This is a genomic window from Paenibacillus faecis (genome assembly GCF_008084145.1).
GTDB classification, from domain to species: Bacteria; Bacillota; Bacilli; order Paenibacillales; family Paenibacillaceae; genus Fontibacillus; species Fontibacillus faecis.
The window spans coordinates 349,271-371,163 of the sequence record NZ_VSDO01000001.1 but is presented as its reverse complement, the minus strand read 5'-3'; the positions used below and the strand labels follow the sequence as shown (position 1 = coordinate 371,163).

16 protein-coding genes are annotated in these 21,893 nt (G+C 52.9%); 8 read left to right on the top strand and 8 right to left on the bottom strand.

Going from position 1 to position 21,893, the window contains the following annotated elements; translation table 11 throughout:
- Positions 1-57 precede the first annotated feature (57 nt).
- Entirely contained in the window at positions 58-1,308 is a 1,251-nt protein-coding gene (locus FRY98_RS01685) for a methyl-accepting chemotaxis protein (RefSeq protein ID WP_148449974.1), read from the bottom strand.
- Between the two features lie 171 nt (positions 1,309-1,479).
- On the opposite strand from FRY98_RS01685, the gene FRY98_RS01680 reads away from it, so the two are divergent.
- The gene (locus FRY98_RS01680) at positions 1,480-2,976 is read left to right on the top strand and encodes a DHA2 family efflux MFS transporter permease subunit (protein WP_148449972.1); all 1,497 of its coding nucleotides are present in this window, start codon (positions 1,480-1,482) and stop codon (positions 2,974-2,976) included.
- 228 nt (positions 2,977-3,204) lie between these two features.
- The gene (locus FRY98_RS01675; RefSeq protein WP_148449970.1) at positions 3,205-4,653 is read left to right on the top strand and encodes an N-acetylmuramoyl-L-alanine amidase family protein; all 1,449 of its coding nucleotides are present in this window, start codon (positions 3,205-3,207) and stop codon (positions 4,651-4,653) included.
- Positions 4,654-4,733: 80 nt separating this feature from the next.
- On the opposite strand, the gene FRY98_RS01670 is transcribed toward FRY98_RS01675, so the two are convergent.
- From FRY98_RS01670 to FRY98_RS01655, 4 genes are all read right to left on the bottom strand, one after another.
- Positions 4,734-7,175: a glycoside hydrolase family 94 protein gene (locus FRY98_RS01670; protein ID WP_148449968.1), complete on the bottom strand. Its 2,442-nt coding sequence runs from the start codon at positions 7,173-7,175 to the stop codon at positions 4,734-4,736.
- 165 nt (positions 7,176-7,340) lie between these two features.
- Complete coding sequence (locus tag FRY98_RS01665; RefSeq protein WP_148449967.1) at positions 7,341-8,393, bottom strand: LacI family DNA-binding transcriptional regulator; 1,053 nt, start codon at positions 8,391-8,393, stop codon at positions 7,341-7,343.
- A gap of 135 nt (positions 8,394-8,528) precedes the next feature.
- Positions 8,529-9,440: a molecular chaperone DnaJ gene (locus FRY98_RS01660; RefSeq protein WP_225039438.1), complete on the bottom strand. Its 912-nt coding sequence runs from the start codon at positions 9,438-9,440 to the stop codon at positions 8,529-8,531.
- A gap of 189 nt (positions 9,441-9,629) precedes the next feature.
- Positions 9,630-10,523 carry a C40 family peptidase gene (locus tag FRY98_RS01655; protein ID WP_148449964.1) on the bottom strand — a complete coding sequence of 298 codons (894 nt, stop codon included), beginning with the start codon at positions 10,521-10,523 and terminating at the stop codon, positions 9,630-9,632.
- Between the two features lie 183 nt (positions 10,524-10,706).
- On the opposite strand from FRY98_RS01655, the gene FRY98_RS01650 reads away from it, so the two are divergent.
- A complete protein-coding gene (locus FRY98_RS01650; protein WP_225039436.1) occupies positions 10,707-11,954 on the top strand; it encodes an MFS transporter in 1,248 nt (415 codons plus the stop codon).
- A gap of 141 nt (positions 11,955-12,095) precedes the next feature.
- A complete protein-coding gene (locus FRY98_RS01645) occupies positions 12,096-13,088 on the top strand; it encodes an aldose 1-epimerase (protein ID WP_148449961.1) in 993 nt (330 codons plus the stop codon).
- A 103-nt stretch (positions 13,089-13,191) separates the two neighbouring features.
- Here FRY98_RS01645 and FRY98_RS01640 read toward each other — a convergent pair whose 3' ends face one another.
- On the bottom strand, positions 13,192-13,557 hold the full coding sequence (locus FRY98_RS01640) for a LytTR family transcriptional regulator DNA-binding domain-containing protein (RefSeq protein WP_148449960.1): 366 nt from the start codon (positions 13,555-13,557) through the stop codon (positions 13,192-13,194).
- A gap of 175 nt (positions 13,558-13,732) precedes the next feature.
- On the opposite strand from FRY98_RS01640, the gene FRY98_RS01635 reads away from it, so the two are divergent.
- Positions 13,733-14,818: a lactonase family protein gene (locus tag FRY98_RS01635; RefSeq protein WP_148449958.1), complete on the top strand. Its 1,086-nt coding sequence runs from the start codon at positions 13,733-13,735 to the stop codon at positions 14,816-14,818.
- Here FRY98_RS01635 and FRY98_RS01630 read toward each other — a convergent pair.
- Positions 14,815-15,906 (bottom strand): bifunctional 3-deoxy-7-phosphoheptulonate synthase/chorismate mutase, encoded by a 1,092-nt coding sequence (locus FRY98_RS01630; protein ID WP_148449956.1) that lies wholly within the window; start codon positions 15,904-15,906, stop codon positions 14,815-14,817. The two genes, FRY98_RS01635 and FRY98_RS01630, sit on opposite strands and share 4 nt — an antisense overlap.
- 557 nt (positions 15,907-16,463) lie before the next feature.
- Between FRY98_RS01630 and FRY98_RS01625 the strand changes: the two genes are divergently transcribed.
- Entirely contained in the window at positions 16,464-17,522 is a 1,059-nt protein-coding gene (locus FRY98_RS01625) for an AI-2E family transporter (protein ID WP_148449954.1), read from the top strand.
- A gap of 62 nt (positions 17,523-17,584) precedes the next feature.
- On the opposite strand, the gene FRY98_RS01620 is transcribed toward FRY98_RS01625, so the two are convergent.
- Positions 17,585-18,115, bottom strand: coding sequence for a hypothetical protein (locus tag FRY98_RS01620; protein ID WP_148449952.1), 531 nt, complete (start codon positions 18,113-18,115; stop codon positions 17,585-17,587).
- A gap of 123 nt (positions 18,116-18,238) precedes the next feature.
- On the opposite strand from FRY98_RS01620, the gene FRY98_RS01615 reads away from it, so the two are divergent.
- Both FRY98_RS01615 and helD read left to right on the top strand, forming a co-directional pair.
- Positions 18,239-19,264 (top strand): FUSC family protein, encoded by a 1,026-nt coding sequence (locus FRY98_RS01615; protein ID WP_148449950.1) that lies wholly within the window; start codon positions 18,239-18,241, stop codon positions 19,262-19,264.
- A 219-nt stretch (positions 19,265-19,483) separates the two neighbouring features.
- Positions 19,484-21,829: an RNA polymerase recycling motor HelD gene (helD, locus tag FRY98_RS01610; RefSeq protein WP_148449948.1), complete on the top strand. Its 2,346-nt coding sequence runs from the start codon at positions 19,484-19,486 to the stop codon at positions 21,827-21,829.
- Positions 21,830-21,893: the final 64 nt, after the last annotated feature.

The following is a 21,893-nucleotide window of genomic DNA, read 5'->3' as shown; positions in this document are numbered from 1 at the left end:
AAAAATGCCGCCGTGTCTCACCAAGAGAAACGGCGGTTAGTATCAAGATCAAGGGAGCTAAAATTTGAAAATATGTATCGTCTTTTGAAGCTGGAATACGGCGTTTTTCATTTCTTCGGCCTCATCGGCCATCGCTTGAATCGATGTAATCTGCTCGTTCATGGAAGCGGAGACCTCCTCGGTTCCGGCGGCCGACTGCTGGGTGATGGCCGAAATGTTCTGGATCGCCGACGAGATATGGTGCGCGCTTTCCAGCATCGCTTCACTTTCTTGGGAGAAAGCGGAGATTTGCTCTGAAATGTATTGAACGCTATCCACGATTTGCTGGAAGACCTGTTCGGCTTCCCGGATCATTTCATTTTGCTGGCGCACCACGTCTTCATTGATTTTGATGTTGTGTCCGGCGCGCTCGACATCCTGCTCGATGCTGCGGACGAGACTGAACACCTCTTTGGTGGAGGCGGTGGATTCTTCGGCCAACTTGCGGACCTCATGGGCCACGACGGCAAAACCGGCGCCATGTTCGCCCGCCCGCGCCGCTTCAATGGAAGCGTTCAGGGAGAGGAGGTTGGTCTGCTCCGCGATTTCTGAAATGGTGGCCGTAATCTTCGTGATTCCCCGGGCATTTTGCGCCAACGCCTCGATGGATTCGGCCACGCGGTTCGTCGCCTCAATGTTGCGTTTCATTCCCTCGGCCTGCTGGGACACCGATTCCTGACCCCGCTCCACCAGACTCAGCATTTCCACGGAACGCTGATTCATTTCCCGGGTGGAGTCGGCATAATTGCTGACTTTAAGCTCGATTTCACCGATCGAATCTTTCATGCCGGCGACATCCTCCGAAATTTCGTTGGCCCCGAGCGCCAGCTCGTTGGAGGATTGGGTCACCTGAGTCATGACGCGGATGAGCTCCTGGTTGCGATCGGCGATCGAACGGCTGGAATCCATCACTTTCCGGGTGATTTCCGACGTTTCCTGCAAAATTTTGCGCAGCTTGTCCGCCATGTTGTTGAACGCGCGGTTCAGATCTTCCATGCCCCCGGTTTCCATGATCCGGACGGTGAAATCGCCTTTGGCGATTTTCGCGGAAGCATTGGAAATGTCATCGAAGGAGCCGGTCAAAGACTTCTGAACATACAGGGTGAGCGGGTAAGTAAGCGCTCCCAACACGGCGATCAAAATAATGCCGGCCAGCAGTTTCCCGACCACCGCAAACAAAACCAGCGCAGGAACGGCAAACATGGCGGCCACCAGATAGCACGCGGCGGAAATTTTTTTGGATAGAGGAAGTCTGTTGAACCATGACATAAGTACGATGCCTCCTTGAAAAATAGGATATATCTACCATTGATTATATCACCGACTGTGGAATGCGGATAGATCTAATCTTCACTGCATATGACCAAAGAACTTGGGAAAGGTTATAGAAAAAAAGTTGATGCCGTCATCCTACTTGAGAAAGTGAGAGAAAGAATCCGCATGGAAAATACTGCGAATACCGGAGCGCTCCCCTTAAAAAGATGGCCGATCGTCATGGCGCTCCTGATCGGAGCCTTCGTCTCCATCTTGAATCAGACTTTGATGAACGTGGCGTTGCCTCACATGATGCGCGATTTGAAGGTCACGGAAACGACGATACAATGGTTGGTCACCGGATTTATGCTGGTCAACGGTGTTCTCATCCCGGTCAGCGCATATTTGATGGAACGGTTTACGACGCGGGGACTGTTTGTGGCGGCGATGACGCTTTTTACGATCGGCACCGTCGTCTGCGGAATCGGTACGAATTTCGAGCTGGTATTGACGGGCCGCCTGATTCAAGCCGCGGGGGCTGGCGTACTTATGCCGCTGATGACAGTCGTATTTCTGACGATTTTTCCGATTGAAAAACGGGGTCAGGCGATGGGCACGATGGGGATTGCCATGGTGTTCGCCCCGGCTGTCGGCCCAACGCTGTCGGGCTGGATTATTGAACATCATCCGTGGAACATGCTTTTTTGGATTATCCTTCCGTTCTCGGTGCTTTCGGTTATTCTAGGCGTTATATTTATGAGAAATGTCACCGAAGTATCGCGTCCCAAACTGGATGTGCTGTCGGTTATCCTCTCGACCCTGGGATTCGGAGGCATCCTGTATGGCTTTAGTGAAGCGGGAAGCTTGGGCTGGGGCGCTGGTGAAGTGACCGTCAGTCTGATCGTCGGCGCCGTGGCCCTGGCGCTTTTCCTGTGGCGTCAAGTCAAGAGCAGCCATCCGATGCTGGAATTTCGGGTGTTCAGCTACGATATGTTCTCCCTGACGACGGTGATCAACGTTATTGTTACGATGGCGCTTTACGCGGCCATGATTTTACTGCCGATCTACCTGCAGACGATCCGCGGTTTCTCGCCGCTGGAATCCGGCCTGCTGCTGATGCCGGGGGCGATCCTGATGGGGATCATGTCCCCGGTGACCGGGATCATCTTCGACAGAATCGGAGCCCGGTGGCTGGCGGTGACCGGTCTGGCCATCACGACCGTGACGACATGGGAGTTCAGCAGACTGACGGACAGCACGACCTACACCCAGCTCATTCTCATTTATACGGTCCGGATGTTCGGCATGTCCATGCTGATGATGCCGATTCAAACGGCCGGCTTAAACCAGCTGCCCGCCCGCTTGAACGCGCACGGAACGGCCATGTCGAATACGCTGCGCACGATCGCGGGCGCGCTCGGAACCGCGCTGCTTGTCTCCATCATGTCTTCCCGGACGAAGGATCGGGTGACGGAGATGATTCTGGCGGCGGGCATTAACCCGCGGGACCCGGCGAATACGGAGCAGCTTGCGCAGATTACCAAAGCAGCGACCATCAACGGGATCGACTTTGCGTTCGAAGTCGCTACGGGGATCACACTGGCGGCCTTTTTGCTGTCTTTCTTTATCCGTAAAGTGCGGGTAGGCCAGGGCGGTCGTAACCGGATCAACAAAAGAGCCTGATATAAAGTCCGCGTATCTCGTACGCTTTTAAAAAACCGATTGCAGGAATACTGCGGTTGGTTTTTTTTATGTTCTTTAAAAATAAAAGAATGAAAAATAATGTAGATTTGGGAGGGAAACTATCTATCCATGTAGAAATAATTACAAGATGGGGGGACATACCTTTGTGGCAGGGGAAGAGTAGCCATAACAAAATCATAGATTGTGACGACTAATAGAGGTGTAGAAATGAAAAAGGCTATATTTTTTTTATTTTTCAGTTTGACTTTTTTCATCGCGTTCTTTCCGCAGGAAATTCATGCAAAACCCGCGCAATCCAAAATCGTCCTGGACGGCCAGGAAATCCTTCCCCCGGAAGGCGTGGAAGTCGCCAGTATCAACAACAGCGTGATGATTCCCATAAGGGTTGTGGCCGAAAATTTACAATTCAATGTTAAATGGGATCAAAAGACGCAAAACGTTAAAATCGAAAACCAGTCGAATGCGATTTCTTTAAAAGTGGGCCAGAAAGAAGCGAAGGTCGCCGATAAGCAAGTGTTGCTAAGCACCGCACCCCTCGTGCAAAAAAATACGGTATTGGTTCCGATTCGTTTTGTCAGCGAGCAGATGGGGCTGGAGGTAAATTGGAACAACGCCGATAAAACCGTATATCTTGCAAGTAAAGAAAAAAATGTGATTCCGCCGGAAGAACAAGCCGAGGAATCATTGAAGTATATAAACGAAATCAATTTTAACAACGATCAGCTTGTTATCTCGATGAACGGTCAGGTTACTCCCACTTTATTTACACTGCCGAATCCTGATAGAATAGTCATCGATTTGCCGCATACCGCATTCGCGGATACGTTTCAGCCTTTGGGAGCCGGCCTGAACGGGAGTTTGGACGTGAGCGGAAGTGCCCAGATCGCCGACATTCGATATTCGCTGTTTCAGCGTGATCCGGAACAAGTCCGGATCGTTGTCGAGTTAAAGAAGGACCAAGAACTTCGGTATAACTATGAATTTCAGGAAGGCAACTTGATCGTTGATTTAAGCGAAGCGGGGAATTCTTCCGATCCTGTTAATTCAGATAATCCTGTTACTCCTGATAATCCTGCTACTCCCCAAGATCCCGTCGTCCAACCGGGACTCAAAACGGTAGTAATTGACGCGGGTCATGGCGGCAGCGATCCGGGGACAACGAGCTACAGCAAGAGACCTGAAAAGGAGTTTACTCTGGCGTTAGCCTTGAAAGTCCAGGAGTTACTTTTACAGGAGCCCGGGATTCATCTCGTAATGACTCGTGAAAGCGATGTTTACCCAACCCGTCCAGAGCGCGTGGCGATGGCCAATGATGGCAATGCGGATGTGTTCGTCTCGATTCACGGCAATAGCGTGCCCTCTTCACCGCAAACGACCGGAACGGAAACCTTTTATTATAAACGAAGCAGCAGCAAAGAATTAGCCGACGCGATTCATAAGCGCTTAGTGGAAGCCATGGGTTTAAAAGACCGCGGCGTCAAGGACGGAAATTTTCAAGTCATTAGAGAGACCCGTATGGCTGCGGTTCTGTTAGAGGTCGGGTTTCTAAGCAACCCGTCGGACGAGGAAGCGATGTTCTCCGAGGATATGCAGTACAAGGCGGCCCAAGCCATTGTCGATGGGATAAAAGAATATTTGGATATCTCTGGAATGTAGGGGGCCGCTTCGTGCGTGCCTATGTATAGGATGCAAAAAACCAGGGTAGGGGAGAAATCCCCTGCCCTGGTTTTTTTTAACTAGCCTAATACCACTTCAACTTGGTGCACGCCGCCGTCGCCGATCGGAACGATGATGTTGCCTTCTACCGCTTGACCGTCGACCGTCATGCTCTTGACGCCTTTCGAAACGCGGTTCGGGTTCTGCACCTTGATGACGTAAGTGTCGCCGCGGAATACGCGGGTAATCTCGAAGCCGTCCCATGCGGCAGGGATGCAAGGCTCCACCTTCAGGCCGCGGAAGTCCGGCTGGATGCCCAGGATCGCCTGGGTAATCGCCACATAGTTCCAAGCCGCGGTACCGGTCAGCCAGGAGTTCTTGGCCTCCCCGTGACGAACCGCGTCTTTGCCGGCGATCATCTGGGAATATACATACGGCTCCATACGGTGGATTTCGCTGATATCCTCCAGATAGGCGGGAGCGATCTTCGAATAGACTTCGAACGCTCTGTCTCCGTGACCAAGCACGGTTTCCGCGATCATGATCCAAGGGTTGTTGTGGCAGAAAATGCCGGCATTTTCTTTATACCCAGGCGGATACGTGGAAATTTCGCCCAAGTTGAGATAATACTTGGAGTATGGAGGCTGCTGCAGCACGATACCGTACTTGGTATCGAGTTTTTCTTTAACGGAAGTCAGCGCCTTGTCGGCAAGCCCTTCTTCCACGCCGATGCCGGCCATAACGCAAATGCCTTGCGGCTCGATAAAGATTTGGCCTTCCTCGTTTTCCTTGCTGCCGATTTTTTGGCCGTAATGATCGTAGGCCCGCAGGAACCATTCGCCGTCGAAGCCGTGTTCGAGCGTAACGGCGCGCATTTTTTCCATATGGGCTACCGCCGCGGAAGCTTCTTCATCCAGACCGCGCATGCGGCAGATCTCCGCAAAATCCGGGCTGACGAAAACAAACAAACCGGCGATAAAGACGGATTCCGCCGTTCGTCCGGCGATGTTTTCCGTCGTTTGGAACGATTCGCCCGGCTCTTTGGAGAAGCAGTTCAGATTCAGACAGTCGTTCCAGTCCGCCCGGCCGATCAGCGGCAAGCCGTGAGGTCCGAGGTTATGGATGACATGATAATAGGAACGCTTCAAATGTTCGAATAAGGTAGCCGTATTGTTCGGATTGCTGTCAAACGGCACCTGTTCATCCAGAATGCTGACGTCGCCGGTCTCTTTGATGTAAGCGGCCGTCCCGAGAATGAGCCAGAGCGGGTCATCGTTAAATCCGCTTCCGACTTCGTTGTTGCCTTTCTTGGTCAACGGCTGGTATTGGTGATAAGCGCTGCCGTCCTCGAACTGCGTGGCGGCGATATCGAGAATCCGTTCTCTGGCGCGCTCCGGAATTTGGTGCACGAATCCGAGCAGGTCCTGGTTCGAATCCCGGAAGCCCATACCGCGGCCGATGCCGGATTCGAAATAGGAGGCGGAGCGGGACATGTTGAACGTAACCATACACTGATACGGATTCCAGATGTTGACCATCCGGTTCAACTTGTCATCGCCGCTGTTGATCTGATATTTGGAGAGCAGTCCATTCCAATAGGCGGCAAGCTCTTCCATCGCGCGATCCACATCGGCATCCGTGGCGAATTTCTCGATCATGGCCAGCGCAGGTTTTTTATTGATCACGCTTGGCGCTTCCCATTTTTCTTCCTCCGGCACTTCCACATAGCCCAAAATAAAGACAAGGCTTTGCTCCTCGCCCGGTGCCAGGTTCAGCTTCACTTCGTGCGAACCGATCGGAGACCAGCCGCTGGCTACGGAATTGTTCGCTTTGCCCTGGACAACCGCTTGCGGCTCATGGAGGCCGTTATAAAGACCGACGAAGGATTCGCGGTCCGTATCGAACCCGTCGATGGCCCGGTTGACGGAATAGAACGCGTAGTGGTTTCTGCGTTCGCGGTATTCGGTTTTGTGATAAATGACGGAATCCTTTACTTCCACTTCGCCGGTGCTAAGATTGCGCTGGAAGTTCGTCATGTCGTCCTGGGCGTTCCACAGGCAGAATTCGGCAAAAGAGAAGAGGGAGACCGTTTTGGCCGCCGCGCTGGTATTCTTGACCGTCAAGCGATGAACTTCCCCGTTATAACCGAGCGGAATAAAGGCCAGTTGGGTGACGGAAATCCCGCCGCGCTCGCCCGTAATCGAAGTATAGCCGAGACCGTGGCGGCACTCGTAAAAGTCCAGATCACGCTTCACCGGCATCCAGCCCGGCGTCCAGAAATCCTGGGTGTCGTGATCGCGCAGGTAGTAGTAGCGGCCGCCCGTATCCAGCGGGATGTTGTTATAACGGTAACGCGTCAACCGCCGCAGGCGGGCGTCGCGGTAAAAGGTATAGCCGCCGGCCGTATTGGAGATCAGGCCGAAAAATTGCTCGTTGCCCAAATAGTTGATCCAAGGATACGGAGTTTGCGGTGTGTTAATGACATATTCTTTGCGAACGTCGTCAAAATGTCCGAATTTCATGAATAATTGCTCTCCCTTCGTTTGTGAACGCGCGTTTATTTTAGCGAAAAAGCACCGCCCCGATTGCCGCAAACGGCAACAAAGGGGCGATCAGGCGGTTGACCCCGATAAACGGCAATCCTTGCCGGCCGAATCGAAGGTCAAAGGAAGGTGGTTCATCGGCGCTCAAGCCTGCGGCGGTCTGCAGGAATCCCGGACAACGAGCCGCGTCGGAAAGCTGACCGTGCTGAACGTGGGCTCTTCCGCGCTACATAGATCGATGACCTTCGAGACGGCCGCTTTGGCCATATCGTCGATCGGCAGCTTGACGGAAGTCAGCTTCGGACTAATGACGGCGGCAAGCTGGACATCGTCGAAGCCGATAAGCGACAGATGCTCGGGCACCGAAATGCCGTGTTCAGCAAACGCTTCCATCGCCGCGATCGCCATATCGTCATTGGAGCTGAACAACGCTGTCGGAAGCTTACCGCCCGCAGTCAGTCGCTGCGCTTCCCGATAAGCGGTTTCCTTCAGAAAGTCGCCTTCCAGAACAAATTCCTCCCGCACCGGAAGTCCGTACTTCCGCAGGGTGTTGACGAAGGCCGTATAGCGTTCCCGCCCCGAGAACGTGTTCATCCTGCCTTTGATGATGCCGATCTCCCGGTGGCCCAACCCGATCAAGTACTCGATCGCCTCGACCGTGCCTTCGTAATCCATGGAGTTGATGACGGCGAGGTGGCTCTTGTTCAGCCGCTCGGCCATGATTTCGGAGATGTCGTAATCGATCAGCACGAGCGGAGCGTTCTGGCCGACAAGTTCCCGCACCAGTTCGATGTCCTTCTGGGTACCGACCAGGATCCCTCCGTCAATCCGCTTTTGCAGAAAGGCCTGCTTGATCTTCTGGAAATCCTCGGGCGAGTAGACCGTATGAATGAGCACGTAGAACCCGCGAGCATTCGCCGTATCGACGACAAGGTCGACGATCGGGGCGAAATAGCTGTTCTGGTAGATCCGGCTCGCGTTTTCCTTCTCGTTCATACTGATGGCGAACAGGCCGATCGTATCGGTTCGTTTGCCGGCCAGCGCTCTGGCGAAGCTGTTGGGCTCGTATTGATACTGTTCGATCACGCGCAGTACCTTGGCCCGGGTGGCTTCCGGAACGTTGGGATAATTGTTGATGACGCGGGACACGGTGCTTCGGGAGACCCCCGCCAATTTGGCAATATCTTCGCTGCGCATGTGGTTCCCTACTTTCTTGTAAACGCGCGTTTATGAGACTATTTTAGTGGATGTTCCGGTTGAAATCAATTCCTTATTTTTGACGTTTCAAAAAACTCCCGAATTCCGTTCTAAGAATTCGGGAGGGGATGGAGGTTACTTAGCCGACACGCCCGGCTCCAGATAGCGTTCGATGAAATGGAGGGCTTTGTCCTTGTTTTTGCTGTCGATTCGGAGCGTAACGATCATGTCGTCCATTGCGAGCGGCAGCTCTTTGGCCAGCGCGCTGTCCGAGACCCGGATGCCGTAAATATGATCTTCCGTATCATCTTCCGTTCGTCCCTTTACGAGCGAATCCTCTTTCAGGAGCGGCTTAAGCACGCCTTCGGCCTCTTCGTCCAGGGGTTCCAGAACGCCGCCGCCGCCCAGCCATTTAAAAGAGTTCTCGTCCAGAATGTATACATCCGGGGTTTCCGTCGCCACGACCGCCATGGCCTTCTGCTGATAAGCGATATCCGTGGTTCCCACGCCCTGACCCTGCGGAGGCAGATAGGTGAGTAGCACTTCCAGCCGCTTCCATTCCGGAAATTGGGCGGTCATTGCTTGTTCCAGACCTTCGTCCCCGCCTCGATTTTGGTCCGACATATAATTGCCCACAAACATGATCGACAAATCGACGGGAGGCAGGGCGGCCAGCCGTTTCTGTTCCTCCCGGTGGTTGATGAAAGCGACCGTCCCGGCGACCAGCACGATGACCGCAATGACGGAGATGATGACGTGCGTCCGGTACAAGCGGAAAAAGTCATCGATCTTCTCGGCGGTCCCTGCGAATTTTCCCCATTTGTCGTAGCGTTTGCGGCTCATTTCGTTGATTTTACTGCGTTCTTCATGCTCCACGATCGTTTTGTAAGCCCTCAGCTTCATTTCGTATTCGGTTTCGCCGGATTCGGCCCCCGCCGATTTGGAACGGGATTTACGAAGCACCCGCTCAAAGGCTTTCTCCACTTCTTCTCTGGAAGCGTTCTCGGGAAGTCCCAAAGTTTCATAAGCTTTTTTCAGTTCGTCCATCGCCAATCTCCTCTAATTATAAGTGCTTTTTGCTCTCTATTGTTCTAGAAATGATATGGAAAGTGGTCCTACCATTCATTATACTTTGTATTTGTAACGAAGGGAAATAGCGGGGGAAGGGGGCGGGGAAGACAAAAAAGCCGGGGGCCTGAGGCCTCCCGGCAGCCAAAAATAACATGGGTTTAGGATTTACTGTACCCGGCGCATCGACAAGATCACGTCGTGCCAATACCCGCTGTCCAGCGTGCTGATCTGTACGCCGGGATCTCCCCAGGTATGGATGAATTTGCCCCCGCCGATATAAATCCCGACATGGCCGGGGACTTTTTCGCTCTCAAACCTGCCCGGAACCGTGAAGAAGATCAGGTCCCCCGCAACCAGCTCGGATCGTTCGACGGGATTTCCTTCCTTGGCTTGATCCCTGGCGAGGCGGGGAAGGTCGACCCCGAAATGTTTAAATACATGACGCGTAAAGGAAGAGCAGTCAAAGGTGTGGGATTGCTCGTAAGGAGCGGCTCCGAAATCATAGGGTACGCCCATGAATTGTTTGGCATAGGATACGAGTTCATCGCGGTTTTCAGTCAGGCCGAACGCTTGAAACCCCCGGCTACGGGGCTGCCGGGCTATGTCCGGGGCATGCCCCCCGCCGACGGATGCAATCTCTACTTCCCCCGTCTGCGGATCCTTCCGAACTTGTCCTTGCAGCAGGTCGGACAGTGCTTCGGCCGTCAGGTAGGTTTTTCCGTTTTGTCTTAACGGAGGGTGTGCCAAAGTCACCTGTTTGCCGAAAGAGATCGCGGATTTCTGGCTCGGCGTCAGTTCGAACATGACATCGGTAAAACCCATTTGCGCACTGTTCTGGCTTTCCCGGAGCCGCAGTCCCAGTGAATCGGCAATCTGCGTAAGGGGAATCCATTCGTTGTCTGCCGGGGTGCCTTCAGGACCGGTACGGATTAAAGGGTTTTCCGGAGTAGGGACGGATTGGGCGGTGGGACCCGGCTGCCGATTTCCGCAGGCGGTGGCGGCCAACAGCAGAAGCCCGAGAAGCAAGAGGGCCCAAGTTTTTTTCGGTGCAATGCTCATTTGCGTATCGCACTCCATTTCTGTGGATTAGTCCCGGAGTTGTCGGGGCAGCCCGCTCCGGGAAAAGATCGGATATGTAGAAGTATGTAATAGTCTGTTGTTTTTATGTAAGCTGGGGGAAATTCCCGGTTGTTCGAGGTTTTCTCACCAAGACAAGGAGAGTGCCATATGAGGGGCGGCATCATGTTTAAACAGAGTACCCAGCGTAAACCGTCGTTACAGCGCAGAAATTTGGCGATGGCGACATGGGAAGGAATTCCCTCCGTCATTTTTCAGACGCTGCTCGGCGGTCAATTTCTAACAGGCTTTTTACTTTATCTCGGAGCGACTTCCGGGGAACTTGGCTTTGTGCTGGCGATCACGACGTTCGTCAATATCGGGCAGTTGTTGGTGGCCTATCTGATTCAGAAAATCCGCAGCCGGAAATGGGCGTTTGTCATCTTCGGCACCGTTCAACGGGTGTTGTGGGGAGCGACGGGACTGGCTCCGTTTCTGTTTCCCCAGCAATATTGGGTCGCCGCCTATATCGGATTTTACGTCTCGGCTTTCCTGCTGAACACGTTTGTGGGGATGCTTTGGAATTCGCTGATCAGCGATATCGTTCCGGCGAGGGTGCGGGGAAGGTACTTCGGGATCCGGAACACGATTTTGAACGGTCTGGGCACGCTTTTTATGTTTATCGGCGGTATGCTGCTTGACCGGTTCCCCGGGGGACAGGGATTTTTGTACCTGTACATCGTTGCCTGGATCTGCATTACCGCCAATATCGCGACCTTTTTCTTTTATCCGGATTTGCCGTTCGAGCGCTCGCGGGAGACCGGGTTTCTGCCTATGCTCAAGCGGCCGCTGAAGGACCGTTCTTTTATTAAAGCGACAGGTTTTATCGCCGGTTTTCTGTTTTTGCAAAATCTGGTCGTCCCGATGTATTCCTACGTCATGCTGGAGCTGCTGGAAATCAACTATAAAACGATCTCCTTGTTGAACGTGACGCAGACGGTCTTTATGATGGGGAGCTTTTACGTCTGGGGCAATCTGAACGCCAGATACAGCAATCGGAGGCTGCTGCTGTGGACCATGCCGTTGATCGCGCTGGCCGTTCTGACCTGGGGGCTTATCTCGGTATTCCCGGCCCTGCCGGTCCTGTTTCTGGCGCATATCCTCTTCGGGATCGGAGTGGGCGGTTTTAACCAGCTGGCGTTTAATTTTATGATCGGCGACACGCCAAAGGCGGAAAGACCGATGTACATGGCGATGTATTCGGCGATTACGGGGGTGGCGTCCTTCTTCGGTCCGCTTATCGGCGGCCAAATGTATGAATGGATCGAGCATTGGCCGAAATGGACCCAGGTCTTTGGTTTGCAGTTGGTTGTCGGCATCCTGATGATTGTGCTGGCGATGACATTTGGCCGGCGGATTTTGCGGGATACCTAGTTAAGTTAAGTTAAGTTAAGTTAAGTCCGAAAATTCGCCGATTGTGACCGGAAAAGATGACTTTTGAACCGGCATTCGGTATAATCCTTACCAGGTTAAGGAAGCAATCATGACTAAGAGGTGTGAGGGGAGATTAGCGAGATGGCACAATTGAAGGCATACGAGGGTTCGTTTCACGGGGAGCCGGCGGTTTGGCTGCAGGCCGGAAAATATGAAGCCGCCATGGTACCCGGTGTGGGAGGGAACTTATTAGCTTTTCGCGATACCGAAAGCGGTTACCGTTTTTTGCGTGAACCGGCGGAGCATGAAATGGACGACTTCAAAAGCAATCCGGGCGTCTACGGGATCCCGGTATTATTCCCGCCAAACCGTTATCAGGACGGCGTATTTCCCTGGAAAGGGAAGGAGTACCGGTTCCCGGTGAACGAGGAAGCGACCGGAAACCACCTGCACGGCTTTTTGCACACGGCCGCTTGGGAAGTGGAGGATTACGGACATACCAAACTGGAAAGTTTCGTTACCGTCAAAGCCGCGGTCGATGAAGGGCACGACGCCTACCGTTACCTCCCGTTCCGCTTTACGGTGAGATTAAAATACAGTTTGAGCGAAGACGGGCTATCCCAGCATTTATTCGTGCAAAACCTGGATGAACAGGAAATGCCGTGTCTGCTGGCCTTCCATACGGCGGTAAACGCACCGTTTGCTCCCGACAGCGAAGCGAAGGATTATCGCGTCAAATTGACGATCGGCAAGCGGTGGGAGCTTGATAACCGGATGCTCCCGACGGGGAACCATCAGGCGCTGACCGAAGAGGAGAAGCAGTTGCAAAGCGAGGGCATTTATCCTTTTTACGCTTCCATGGATAACCACTACACGGCGGTTCCGCAAAACGGCCGAAATCGGATGGAGCTGACCGACACGAAGATCGGAAAGACGCTGGTTTATGATGTCGGGGCCTCGTACAAGCAGTGGATGATTTGGAACAACGGGGCGACCGAGGGATTCTTCTGTCCCGAACCTCAGATCAACCTGGTCAACGCGCCGAACGTGGATCTGCCTGCGGAGGAAATCGGCCTGTTCAGCCTGGCGCCGGGGGAAATCTGGGAAGAGACCGCCCGCTTATATGTGAAGTAAGGGTCGGGGGAATTTCCGAAGTACGGCATACAGGAAACCAAAAAGTGCGGGTTTGCGGAGGGAACAGCTCCCTTCGCAACCCGCACTTCTTGCGTTGATTCGCTTAGCCTACCTGATCCATACCGGCCGTTCTGCGGTGTCCGGACACAGGGAGCAGACGCTTGATCTGCTCCAGGTTCCGCCGGGGAACCTGAATCGTCTTGATTCCGTGGACTTCATCCCGGAACAATACGACGTTGTCCCGAATCTCCGCGATTTTCGGCAAATTGACGTAACAGTTGGTACTGATGCGGTAGAAGGAAGGGTCCGTTACGAGCTTGGAGGTTTGTTCGGCGGAAAGTCTCTGTTTTATACTATAATTTCTGCCATGGAAACAAACGAGTCCGTGAGCCCCAATTTTGAAGAAATACGTGTCATGCGGGTCGAAATCCTCGTAAACGTCTTTCTTCTCCAATCCGACATTCATCATTCCAAATCCCCCTTTAGAAGATGTTGTGGAAGCGCTTGCAGTATACCATATTTTTACGCGTTTGTGTAGGGGATATGCTTAAAATTTAAAAGCTTCCGAAGCGAACGGCTGGACTTTTTCGTTCTTTTACGGAAGAATAGTTTAGAAAGAACATATAAAAAGGAGGCCGAATTTCTTGTCAAACTTATCGCAACGTCTGCTTATATTCGTGGGATCTTATGCCGAACCGGACAATACCGGGGTTTACGTCTATGCATTTGACCCTGTCCAAGAGGACTTCGAGCGTCTTGACGCCGTATCCGGCTTCAAAAACCCGACCTTCTTGAGCGTGGATGCCGACCATCGCAAAGTGTATAGCATTGCCGAAACCCAAAATAAGGCGGGGGAACGAATCGGGGAAGCCGTTGCGTTCGCGGTCGATCCGGAAACCGGTCGGCTCCGTGAACTGAACCGGAGTCATACGATTCAGCCCTCATCTTCGCATATCGCTCTCGACAGGGAGAACCGATACATCGCGTTGTCAGGCTATCATGGCGGGAACGTAGGGGTGGCCAAGCTTGAAGAAGACGGGTTGGTGGGCCCCCTGGTCGACGAACAGCAGCATGCGGGAAAGGGGGCCGACCCCGAGAGACAGGATCGGCCGCACCCGCACTCCTCGCTGTTCAGCCCGGATAACCGTTACATGCTTGTAGCCGATCTGGGCCTGGATTTGGTGCGGACTTACGCTTTTGAAGCCGAGTCAGGTACGCTCAAACCGGTCTCCGATGCGATCACGCCGCCGGGTTCCGGCCCCCGGCATTTGGCCTTCCATCCGAACGGGAAGTGGGTTTTCTCCATTAATGAAGTCGGGAATTCCATGACGACCTATCGGTATGACGCCGATTCCGGACGTTTGACGCCGGTCGACACGATCTCCACGCTGCCCGACCATTTTCAAGGGGAAAATACGACCGCGGAAGTGGCGGTGTCGAAGGACGGCCGTTTTCTATACGGTTCCAACCGCGGTCATGACAGCATCGTGCAGTACAGCATTGATGAGAACAGCGGCAAGCTTTCCCTTGTGGAGTATGTATCCACCGAAGGCGGACATCCCCGTCACTTCGCCTTGACGCCGGACGGCGGCCATCTGATCGCGGCCAACCGGGATGCGAACAATCTGGTCTTGTTCCGCGTTGATCGGGAAACCGGACGGCTGCAATTTACCGGGAAGACCGTAACCGTGTCGAAGCCGGTGTGCGTGCGTCCCGTCCTGTTTGGTTAAGCTTCAGCGGAAGCTTGTTCCTTGAAAAGACCGGACGACGTAATGCCTTCCCACAGCTCGGCGAATTGCGGAATATCGAGCTGCTGGGCGGCGTCGGACAAAGCGGTTTGCGGATCCGGATGAACCTCCACCATAATCCCGTCGGCGCCGGCTGCTAGGGCGGCTTTGGCGCAGGGCAGCAGGATGTCCTTTCTTCCCGTGGAGTGCGTCACATCGACCAGCACGGGAAGGTGGGTTTCCTGCTTCAGCAGCGGTACGGCGGAAATGTCCAGCGTGTTGCGCGTCCATTTCTCGTAAGTGCGAATGCCGCGCTCAATGAGCATGACCCGGCTGTTCCCGCTAACCGCGATGTATTCCGCGGCATGTACGAACTCCTCCAACGTGGCGGCGAGCCCCCGTTTCAGCAATACGGGAATGCGGGCTTTGCCCGCCTCTTTAAGGAGCTCAAAATTCTGCATATTTCTGGCTCCGATTTGGATGATATCGATATACTGCTCCGCCAGTTCGATGTGAGCCGGATGAACGATTTCGCTGATGGTCGACAATCCGAATTCATCGGCCACCTCTTTAAGCATTTTTAACCCCTCGATCCCCAGACCCTGGAAATCATACGGAGAGGTACGGGGTTTAAAGGCGCCGCCCCGCATTACCTTGATCCCGGCCTTCCGAAGGGCGGAGGCCACCGTTTGCAACTGCTCATAGGACTCTACGGAGCATGGACCCGCGATCATGACCTGAGTTTCGCCGCCGATGCGTGTGCCGTTTACGGCGATCACCGTATTTTCCGGCTGTTTCTTACGGCTGACCAGCAATTGCCGTTGATGCTCTTCTTCCTGCAAGTGAAGCGAAGCCTTAAAAATCTCCTTGAAGATATGCTTGATCTCGGCATCGCGGAACGGACCGGGATTCAGCCGCGTCAGTTCATCGAGCATGTCTTTTTCCCGCACCGGGTCAAACTTCGGAACCCCCTGTTTCTCTTTGATCTCCCCGATGGCGCATGAAACTTCCGCGCGCTCGTTCAACAGGCGAAGGATCTCGTGGTTTATGCGGCTTAGCTGGGCGCGCAAATCCTCCAAGGTTTGGCTCATGTTTACACACTCCTCTGAATAAATTTTTTATGGGAGCAGAAAAACAAAAAAAGGCTGCCTTGTGAGGGACGGATTATTCCGCGGTACCACCCTCATTAGACAACCTTCCGGTTTCTCAGCTTGGACACGGATAACGGTGTGCGGCCGGATTTCCTTAATATCGCTCGAGAGTGCCGGGCGGGTTCGGGAAATCGACTCGGGAGCGAACTTCAGCGATGCGGCTCCATCGGGGTGCTCTCAATCTCCGGCACCGCCGTCCCTGTGTGGACGCATTCACTTACTTTTCTCCGTCAACGTCGATCTTGCAGATGAATACAAAGGATAATTACGTAATTACCGGAGATTATAGTCTTTACCGAAAAAGCTGGCAAGCGTGCGCAATCCCGCTTGGAAACTGCAACGCAATGTTTCGTTAAAGCATTTAAAGGGAAAGGACAGGCGATGGGTCAGAAAATTGAGAAAATTGTCCTGTTTGCTGACTTGCTTTTCGGGCAGGGGCTGACTTAAGATAAACCCATAGGTTTTTTGAAACCACATAAGGGAGCAGGTTGCAAATTATGACGTTTTTTAGGGAATTGTTTCAAATGCCGGGTTTTCGCAGGGTGCTGGCCCTGTTGTTTGTCATACTGGTACTTTATTTTTCGCGCAGCATGCTCAACATGATGTTAATCACGTTTATCCTAACGTATTTAATCAACCGGATACATAATTTCATTGCCCGGAACGTGGACAAAGTTATCCGTATTCATCGAAGTATCACGATCCTGTTGATTTATATCGTGATGATTTCCCTGCTTGTGTTGGCCCTCGTCAACTATTTTCCCGTGTTTCTCACGGAACTGACGGATTTGGTGAACCAAGTCATCTCCTTCTACGACAATCCTCCCACAGATTTGCCGGACAATATCATTTTGAATTTTTTGGTGGATACGCTTAAGGACATCGATCTTTCAGCCTATATCAAAGATGGATTTAGTTTTGCGGTCAACGCCCTGTCGGATATCGGAAAATGGAGCTTAAATCTGTTCGTCGCCATTATCCTTAGCTTGTTCTTCCTGTTGGAGAAGGAGAAGGTAACCCATTTCACCGCGAAGTTTAAAGCGAGCAAGTTTTCGGCACTGTTCGTCGAACTGGAGTATTTCGGCAAGAAATTCGTCTCCTCCTTCGGGAAAGTAATTGAAGTCCAGTTTATGATCGCGCTCGTGAATGCGGTGCTCTCCACGATCTTTCTGTGGATTTTCGGGTTCCCGAATTTGGTGGCTTTGTTTATCATGATCTTTTTGCTGGGTCTCATTCCGGTCATGGGCGTGATTATCTCGCTGATTCCGTTGTGCGCGATCGCCTTTAAGATCGGCGGCCTGGTCAAGATCGTTTATGTCCTGGTGATGGTTGCCCTGGTGCATGCCTTGGAAACCTATTTCCTGAATCCGAAGTTTTACTCCAATAAAACGCATCTCCCGATCTTCTACACCTTCATGATCCTGCTCGTTTCGGAGCATTTCCTCGGAGTTTGGGGGTTAATCATCGGGATCCCGATCTTCATGTTTTTGCTGGATATCCTGGAAGTGCCGATCGGTACGGCGAAGAAGGAGAAGCTGTCTCCAACTGGAAAATAAACCAACAAGACAGAAAGGACGGAGCCGTCGCCAGTCCTGGCGGCGGCCCCGTCCTTTTTTTACTAATTTTGCGCGGTCTCTGGCTTTGAATTCGGAGCGGGCCATACAATATGATTATGCTGCATGTCCATCGCCGGATGGCCGGGGCTGCCGTGCTTCCAAGTCCGATGAATCGCTTTCTTTAACCTCTCGGGCAAACCCTGCTTGATTTTGGCGGCCTGCTCCGGCTTCAGCTTTCCTTCGGCGACGGCTTCGTCCATATGACGGGACGCCGTTTCCGTCAGTTTTTTGATATACTCGGCTTCACTCCAGCCCTTCTCGGCCTTTACGACCTGCATCAGCGACTGGCCTTTCCGCAGCCGATCGACGAGCTCTTTCGGTTCCATCCCGAGCATGGACGCCGTATCTTTAACAAGGTGCCCGCCGCGGAAGTGCGGGCGATGCGGCTTGTTCTGTCGTTCACCGTTCTCCGTTTGGGGAGGAGCGCTCTCTGCCGGCGACGTAAGGGCGAATGCGGGAGAGGCGGTAAAGACACCCCACCCTGCGACCGCGGCAAGGAGCGTGGCGGCTGCCAGACGTTTCAGCTGGTGCATAGACTTTTTTCACCTCATCGTTTAGAATAATTTGGGCCTTGCCTTCTTAGTTTAGACAAAATGAACGGATTCATATCAATTCGGGTAAAAATGAGAAAGAGAGAAGCAACAGGAGGAATCGATGTGACGTTTGGCGCAAGAATGCTAAAAACCGGTCTTGCGGTGACCTTAGCTTTATATGTGGTGAGCTGGCTCAATTTATCGTCGCCGGTCATCGCTGCGGTTGCTTCTATTTTTGCGATGCAGCCGACGATTTACCGGTCCTGGAGATATTTGCTTGACCAGCTTCAGACCAATACGCTTGGGGCCGTTCTCGCTATGCTTGGCGGTATGCTGTTCTCCAACGAACCGATTGCGGTAGGGTTGGTCTGCATTCTGGTCATTATGATCTGTTTGAAGCTGAACATGGGCGAGACGATCGGAATCACGCTGGTTACCGTCGTATCGGTTATGGAAGCCTCGGGGCAATGGGAGTTTGCTCTGAACCGGTTTGCCTTGAGTTTGATCGGCATCGTTTCGGCGTTCGTCATCAATGTTCTGGTCATGCCGCCCAAGCCAAAGGTGCAGTACCTGAATCAGATCCAGGAAACCTTCCATCAGCTTTCTTTGCTGCTGCGTACGGCGGTCTCCGATGAAATGAAGGAAACGGTGTTCCGGAGCGAGAAGCGGAAGCTGGAAGACAAAATCAATTCACTAAACGACAAATTTAAGTTGATGGAAGAAGATCAAAAGAAGTTGAAAACGCCCAAATTCAGCGATAGCCGTCAATTGGTCGTATACAAACAAATGTTGAAGGCTCTCCGAAAAGGATACGGGGTTTTGGACGCGGTGGAGCAGCACTATTTCCAGGCGGTCGTCCGCACGCCGGAAATGAACCGCGAATTCGACCAGCAGTTGGAGAAGCTGATCAAATTTCACGAGCACATTATGCTCAAGTTTGACGACAAGCTGAAACCGAACAATCGGGAGGCCGAGGAATTCGAGCGGGAGAACGACGAGTTTCTGCGGCGCATGCTGGACCGGTACGCTTCCGAACGGGTTGGCGTTTTGCGCCTGTCGATCGTCTCGGCTGAGATGTATGAATACGGGCATCAACTGGAGAGGCTAAACCGGTTGGCGGATCACCGTCACACCGCCGGTGATTCATAAATAACAAAAAAGTCCTGCCGTTCGGCAGGACTTTGATCCATTAACGATAATATCAAGTTGAAAAAGGCGCATAAAATGGTTACAATAAAAGCCGATATAAACAGAATTAACAAAGTAAACATATCCTAAAAAGATTATATCATAATTGTATTCCAATGTCAATAGGCTGTTTGCCTTGTTGGTAAAGTCGTTATATAGAAGCTTACAAGGGGAGCGATCATGGTGAACGGAACGGACCAAACATGGAAAGAAGAGCAGCAGCGCGTCGAATATGTCTCCGACCGGATTGACGAACAGATTGCGCAGTTAGAGAGTGAAGTGGGCAGCGTACGCGGGGATGTCGTGACCATGCGAAAGGAATTTTGGGATGAGGTAACCGTCAACTTCTCGGAAGCCGACGATGTCGGAGAAACCTCCACCAGCTTGCGCCAGCAATCGCAGGTGTTGTCCGAGCGGGAGAAGAGCCATCAGCACGCCTCCGCCGCACTCGGAAAAATGAAGCGGCTCAAACAGTCGCCTTATTTCGGACGTATCGATTTTGAAGAAGAGGGTTACGGGACCGATTCGATTTATTTGGGGATCGCTTCGCTGCTGGAGGAGGGGGATGAGACGTTTCTCGTCTACGACTGGCGCGCGCCGATTTCGAATCTTTACTACGACAGTGTTCCCGGGCCGGCGTCCTACGAGACCCCTTCCGGGACGATTGAAGGCACGATGACCCTGAAACGCCAGTTCGTGATCCGGGGCCGCGAAATTAAAGTGATGTTCGATACCGGCGTAACGATCGGCGACGAGCTGCTCCAGCAAGTTCTCAGCCGCAGTTCGGATGCCCAGATGAAGAGCATCGTGGCTACGATTCAGCGGGAGCAGAACCGGATCATCCGCAATGACAGAAGCCGCATGCTGATCGTCCAGGGGGCCGCAGGCAGCGGAAAGACCTCCGCCGCCTTGCAGCGCGTCGCTTATTTGCTTTATAAGCATCGGGATACGCTGCAGGCGGACCAGATGATTCTTTTTTCGCCGAATCCGATGTTTAACAGCTATGTGTCTACCGTACTGCCGGAGCTCGGAGAAGAGAATATGCTGCAGACGACGTTTCAGGAGTATCTGGAACATCGGCTCGGCCGCGAATTTCAGCTGGAGGACCCCTTCATCCAGATCGAATACGTGCTTTCGGGCCGGGAAGACGCGGACTATGCCGCCCGCATTAACGGGATCCGCTATAAATCCTCGGCTTCGTTCCTTGATGCGATCAATCGGTATAAGCAACTGCTGGAACGGAAGGAGATGCGGTTCAAGCCTTTGAGGTTTATGGGCAAGGTGGTGGTGGACGCGGACACGATCGCGGAGAAATTCTATGCCTTTGATCCGGCGATTCGGCTGGCCAACCGGTGTGAGCTTTTGAAGGATTGGCTGCTCAAGGAGCTGGCTGCCTTCGGAAAGGGCGAGCTGAACGAACCTTGGGTCGAGGAGCAGATTCAAATCCTGGACATCGAGGATTATCAGCGGGCGTTTCAACGGATGCGCCGCAATCAAAAAGGGCGGGCCGACAATTTCAGCGATTACGACGAAGAAAAGGTCATTCTATCCAAAATGGTGGTCAGCGACCGGCTGAAACCGCTGCGCAGATGGGTAAAATCGCTGCGGTTCGTCGATGTTACGGCGCTCTACAGCCAGTTGTTTCAAAATCGCGACCTGTTCCGGGAAATCCACGGCGGCGAGCTTCCGGCGGACTGGGACGCCATCTGCGTGCAGACTCTGGAGAAGATCCGGGAGGGGGAGCTGTTTTACGAGGACGCCACACCTTTTCTGTATTTGAAGGAACTTATTCTGGGCTTCCGTTCCAATACCTCGATCCGGCATGTCATTATCGATGAAGCGCAGGATTACTCGCCTTTTCAGCTGTACTTTCTCAAGCGGCTCTTTCCGCGTGCCCGCATGACGGCGCTCGGCGATTTGAATCAGGCGATTTACGCTCATGCCTCGGTATTGCAGCAGTCCACGTCGCTGACGGAATTGTACGGGGAGGAGCAGAGCGAGCTGATCACTTTGGTGCAAAGCTATCGTTCCACGCGGGAAATCGTCGAATTTACCCGAGGGATGATTCCCGGCGGTGAGGCGATTGTGCCGTTTAATCGGGAAGGCGAAAAGCCTGAGGTGCGCGTTCTTGACGATGTCGCCGAACTGAACGGACGAATCCGGCAAGATATCGAAGGGCTTCGCGCCGAGGGGTATGACATGATCGCGGTCATCTGCAAAACGGCGGCCGAAAGCCAGCAAGCCTATGAGGCGCTGTCGAAAGATTTGCCGGTGAAGTTGATCAAGAAGACGACGCTCTCTTTTGAGAAAGGAATTCATATCATACCGGCTTATTTGGCGAAGGGCGTGGAATTCGATGCCGTTCTGATCTACGACGGTTCGGACGAGAAATATACCCGCGAAGCGGAGCGGAAACTATTTTACACGGCGTGTACGCGGGCTATGCATCTGCTGCATGTGTATTCCGTGGGGACGCCCAGCCGTTTTGTCCGCGAAAGCCGGGAGGATACGTATATTCTTGTATAGGTGTGAATAAAGGCCCGGAGTATATTTTCGTGAAATACAACCAAACTACCCTTTATGGAATGAT

Excerpts from the sequence above, each read along its gene's own strand:
- FRY98_RS01685 (WP_148449974.1), bottom strand. The coding sequence starts at position 1,308 with ATGTCATGGTTCAACAGACTTCCTCTATCCAAAAAAATTTCCGCCGCG.
- FRY98_RS01680 (WP_148449972.1), top strand. The coding sequence starts at position 1,480 with ATGGAAAATACTGCGAATACCGGAGCGCTCCCCTTAAAAAGATGGCCG.
- FRY98_RS01675 (WP_148449970.1), top strand. The coding sequence starts at position 3,205 with ATGAAAAAGGCTATATTTTTTTTATTTTTCAGTTTGACTTTTTTCATC.
- FRY98_RS01670 (WP_148449968.1), bottom strand. The coding sequence starts at position 7,175 with ATGAAATTCGGACATTTTGACGACGTTCGCAAAGAATATGTCATTAAC.
- FRY98_RS01665 (WP_148449967.1), bottom strand. The coding sequence starts at position 8,393 with ATGCGCAGCGAAGATATTGCCAAATTGGCGGGGGTCTCCCGAAGCACC.
- FRY98_RS01660 (WP_225039438.1), bottom strand. The coding sequence starts at position 9,440 with ATGGACGAACTGAAAAAAGCTTATGAAACTTTGGGACTTCCCGAGAAC.
- FRY98_RS01655 (WP_148449964.1), bottom strand. The coding sequence starts at position 10,523 with ATGAGCATTGCACCGAAAAAAACTTGGGCCCTCTTGCTTCTCGGGCTT.
- FRY98_RS01650 (WP_225039436.1), top strand. The coding sequence starts at position 10,707 with ATGTTTAAACAGAGTACCCAGCGTAAACCGTCGTTACAGCGCAGAAAT.
- FRY98_RS01645 (WP_148449961.1), top strand. The coding sequence starts at position 12,096 with ATGGCACAATTGAAGGCATACGAGGGTTCGTTTCACGGGGAGCCGGCG.
- FRY98_RS01640 (WP_148449960.1), bottom strand. The coding sequence starts at position 13,557 with ATGATGAATGTCGGATTGGAGAAGAAAGACGTTTACGAGGATTTCGAC.
- FRY98_RS01630 (WP_148449956.1), bottom strand. The coding sequence starts at position 15,906 with ATGAGCCAAACCTTGGAGGATTTGCGCGCCCAGCTAAGCCGCATAAAC.
- FRY98_RS01625 (WP_148449954.1), top strand. The coding sequence starts at position 16,464 with ATGACGTTTTTTAGGGAATTGTTTCAAATGCCGGGTTTTCGCAGGGTG.
- FRY98_RS01620 (WP_148449952.1), bottom strand. The coding sequence starts at position 18,115 with ATGCACCAGCTGAAACGTCTGGCAGCCGCCACGCTCCTTGCCGCGGTC.
- helD (WP_148449948.1), top strand. The coding sequence starts at position 19,484 with ATGGTGAACGGAACGGACCAAACATGGAAAGAAGAGCAGCAGCGCGTC.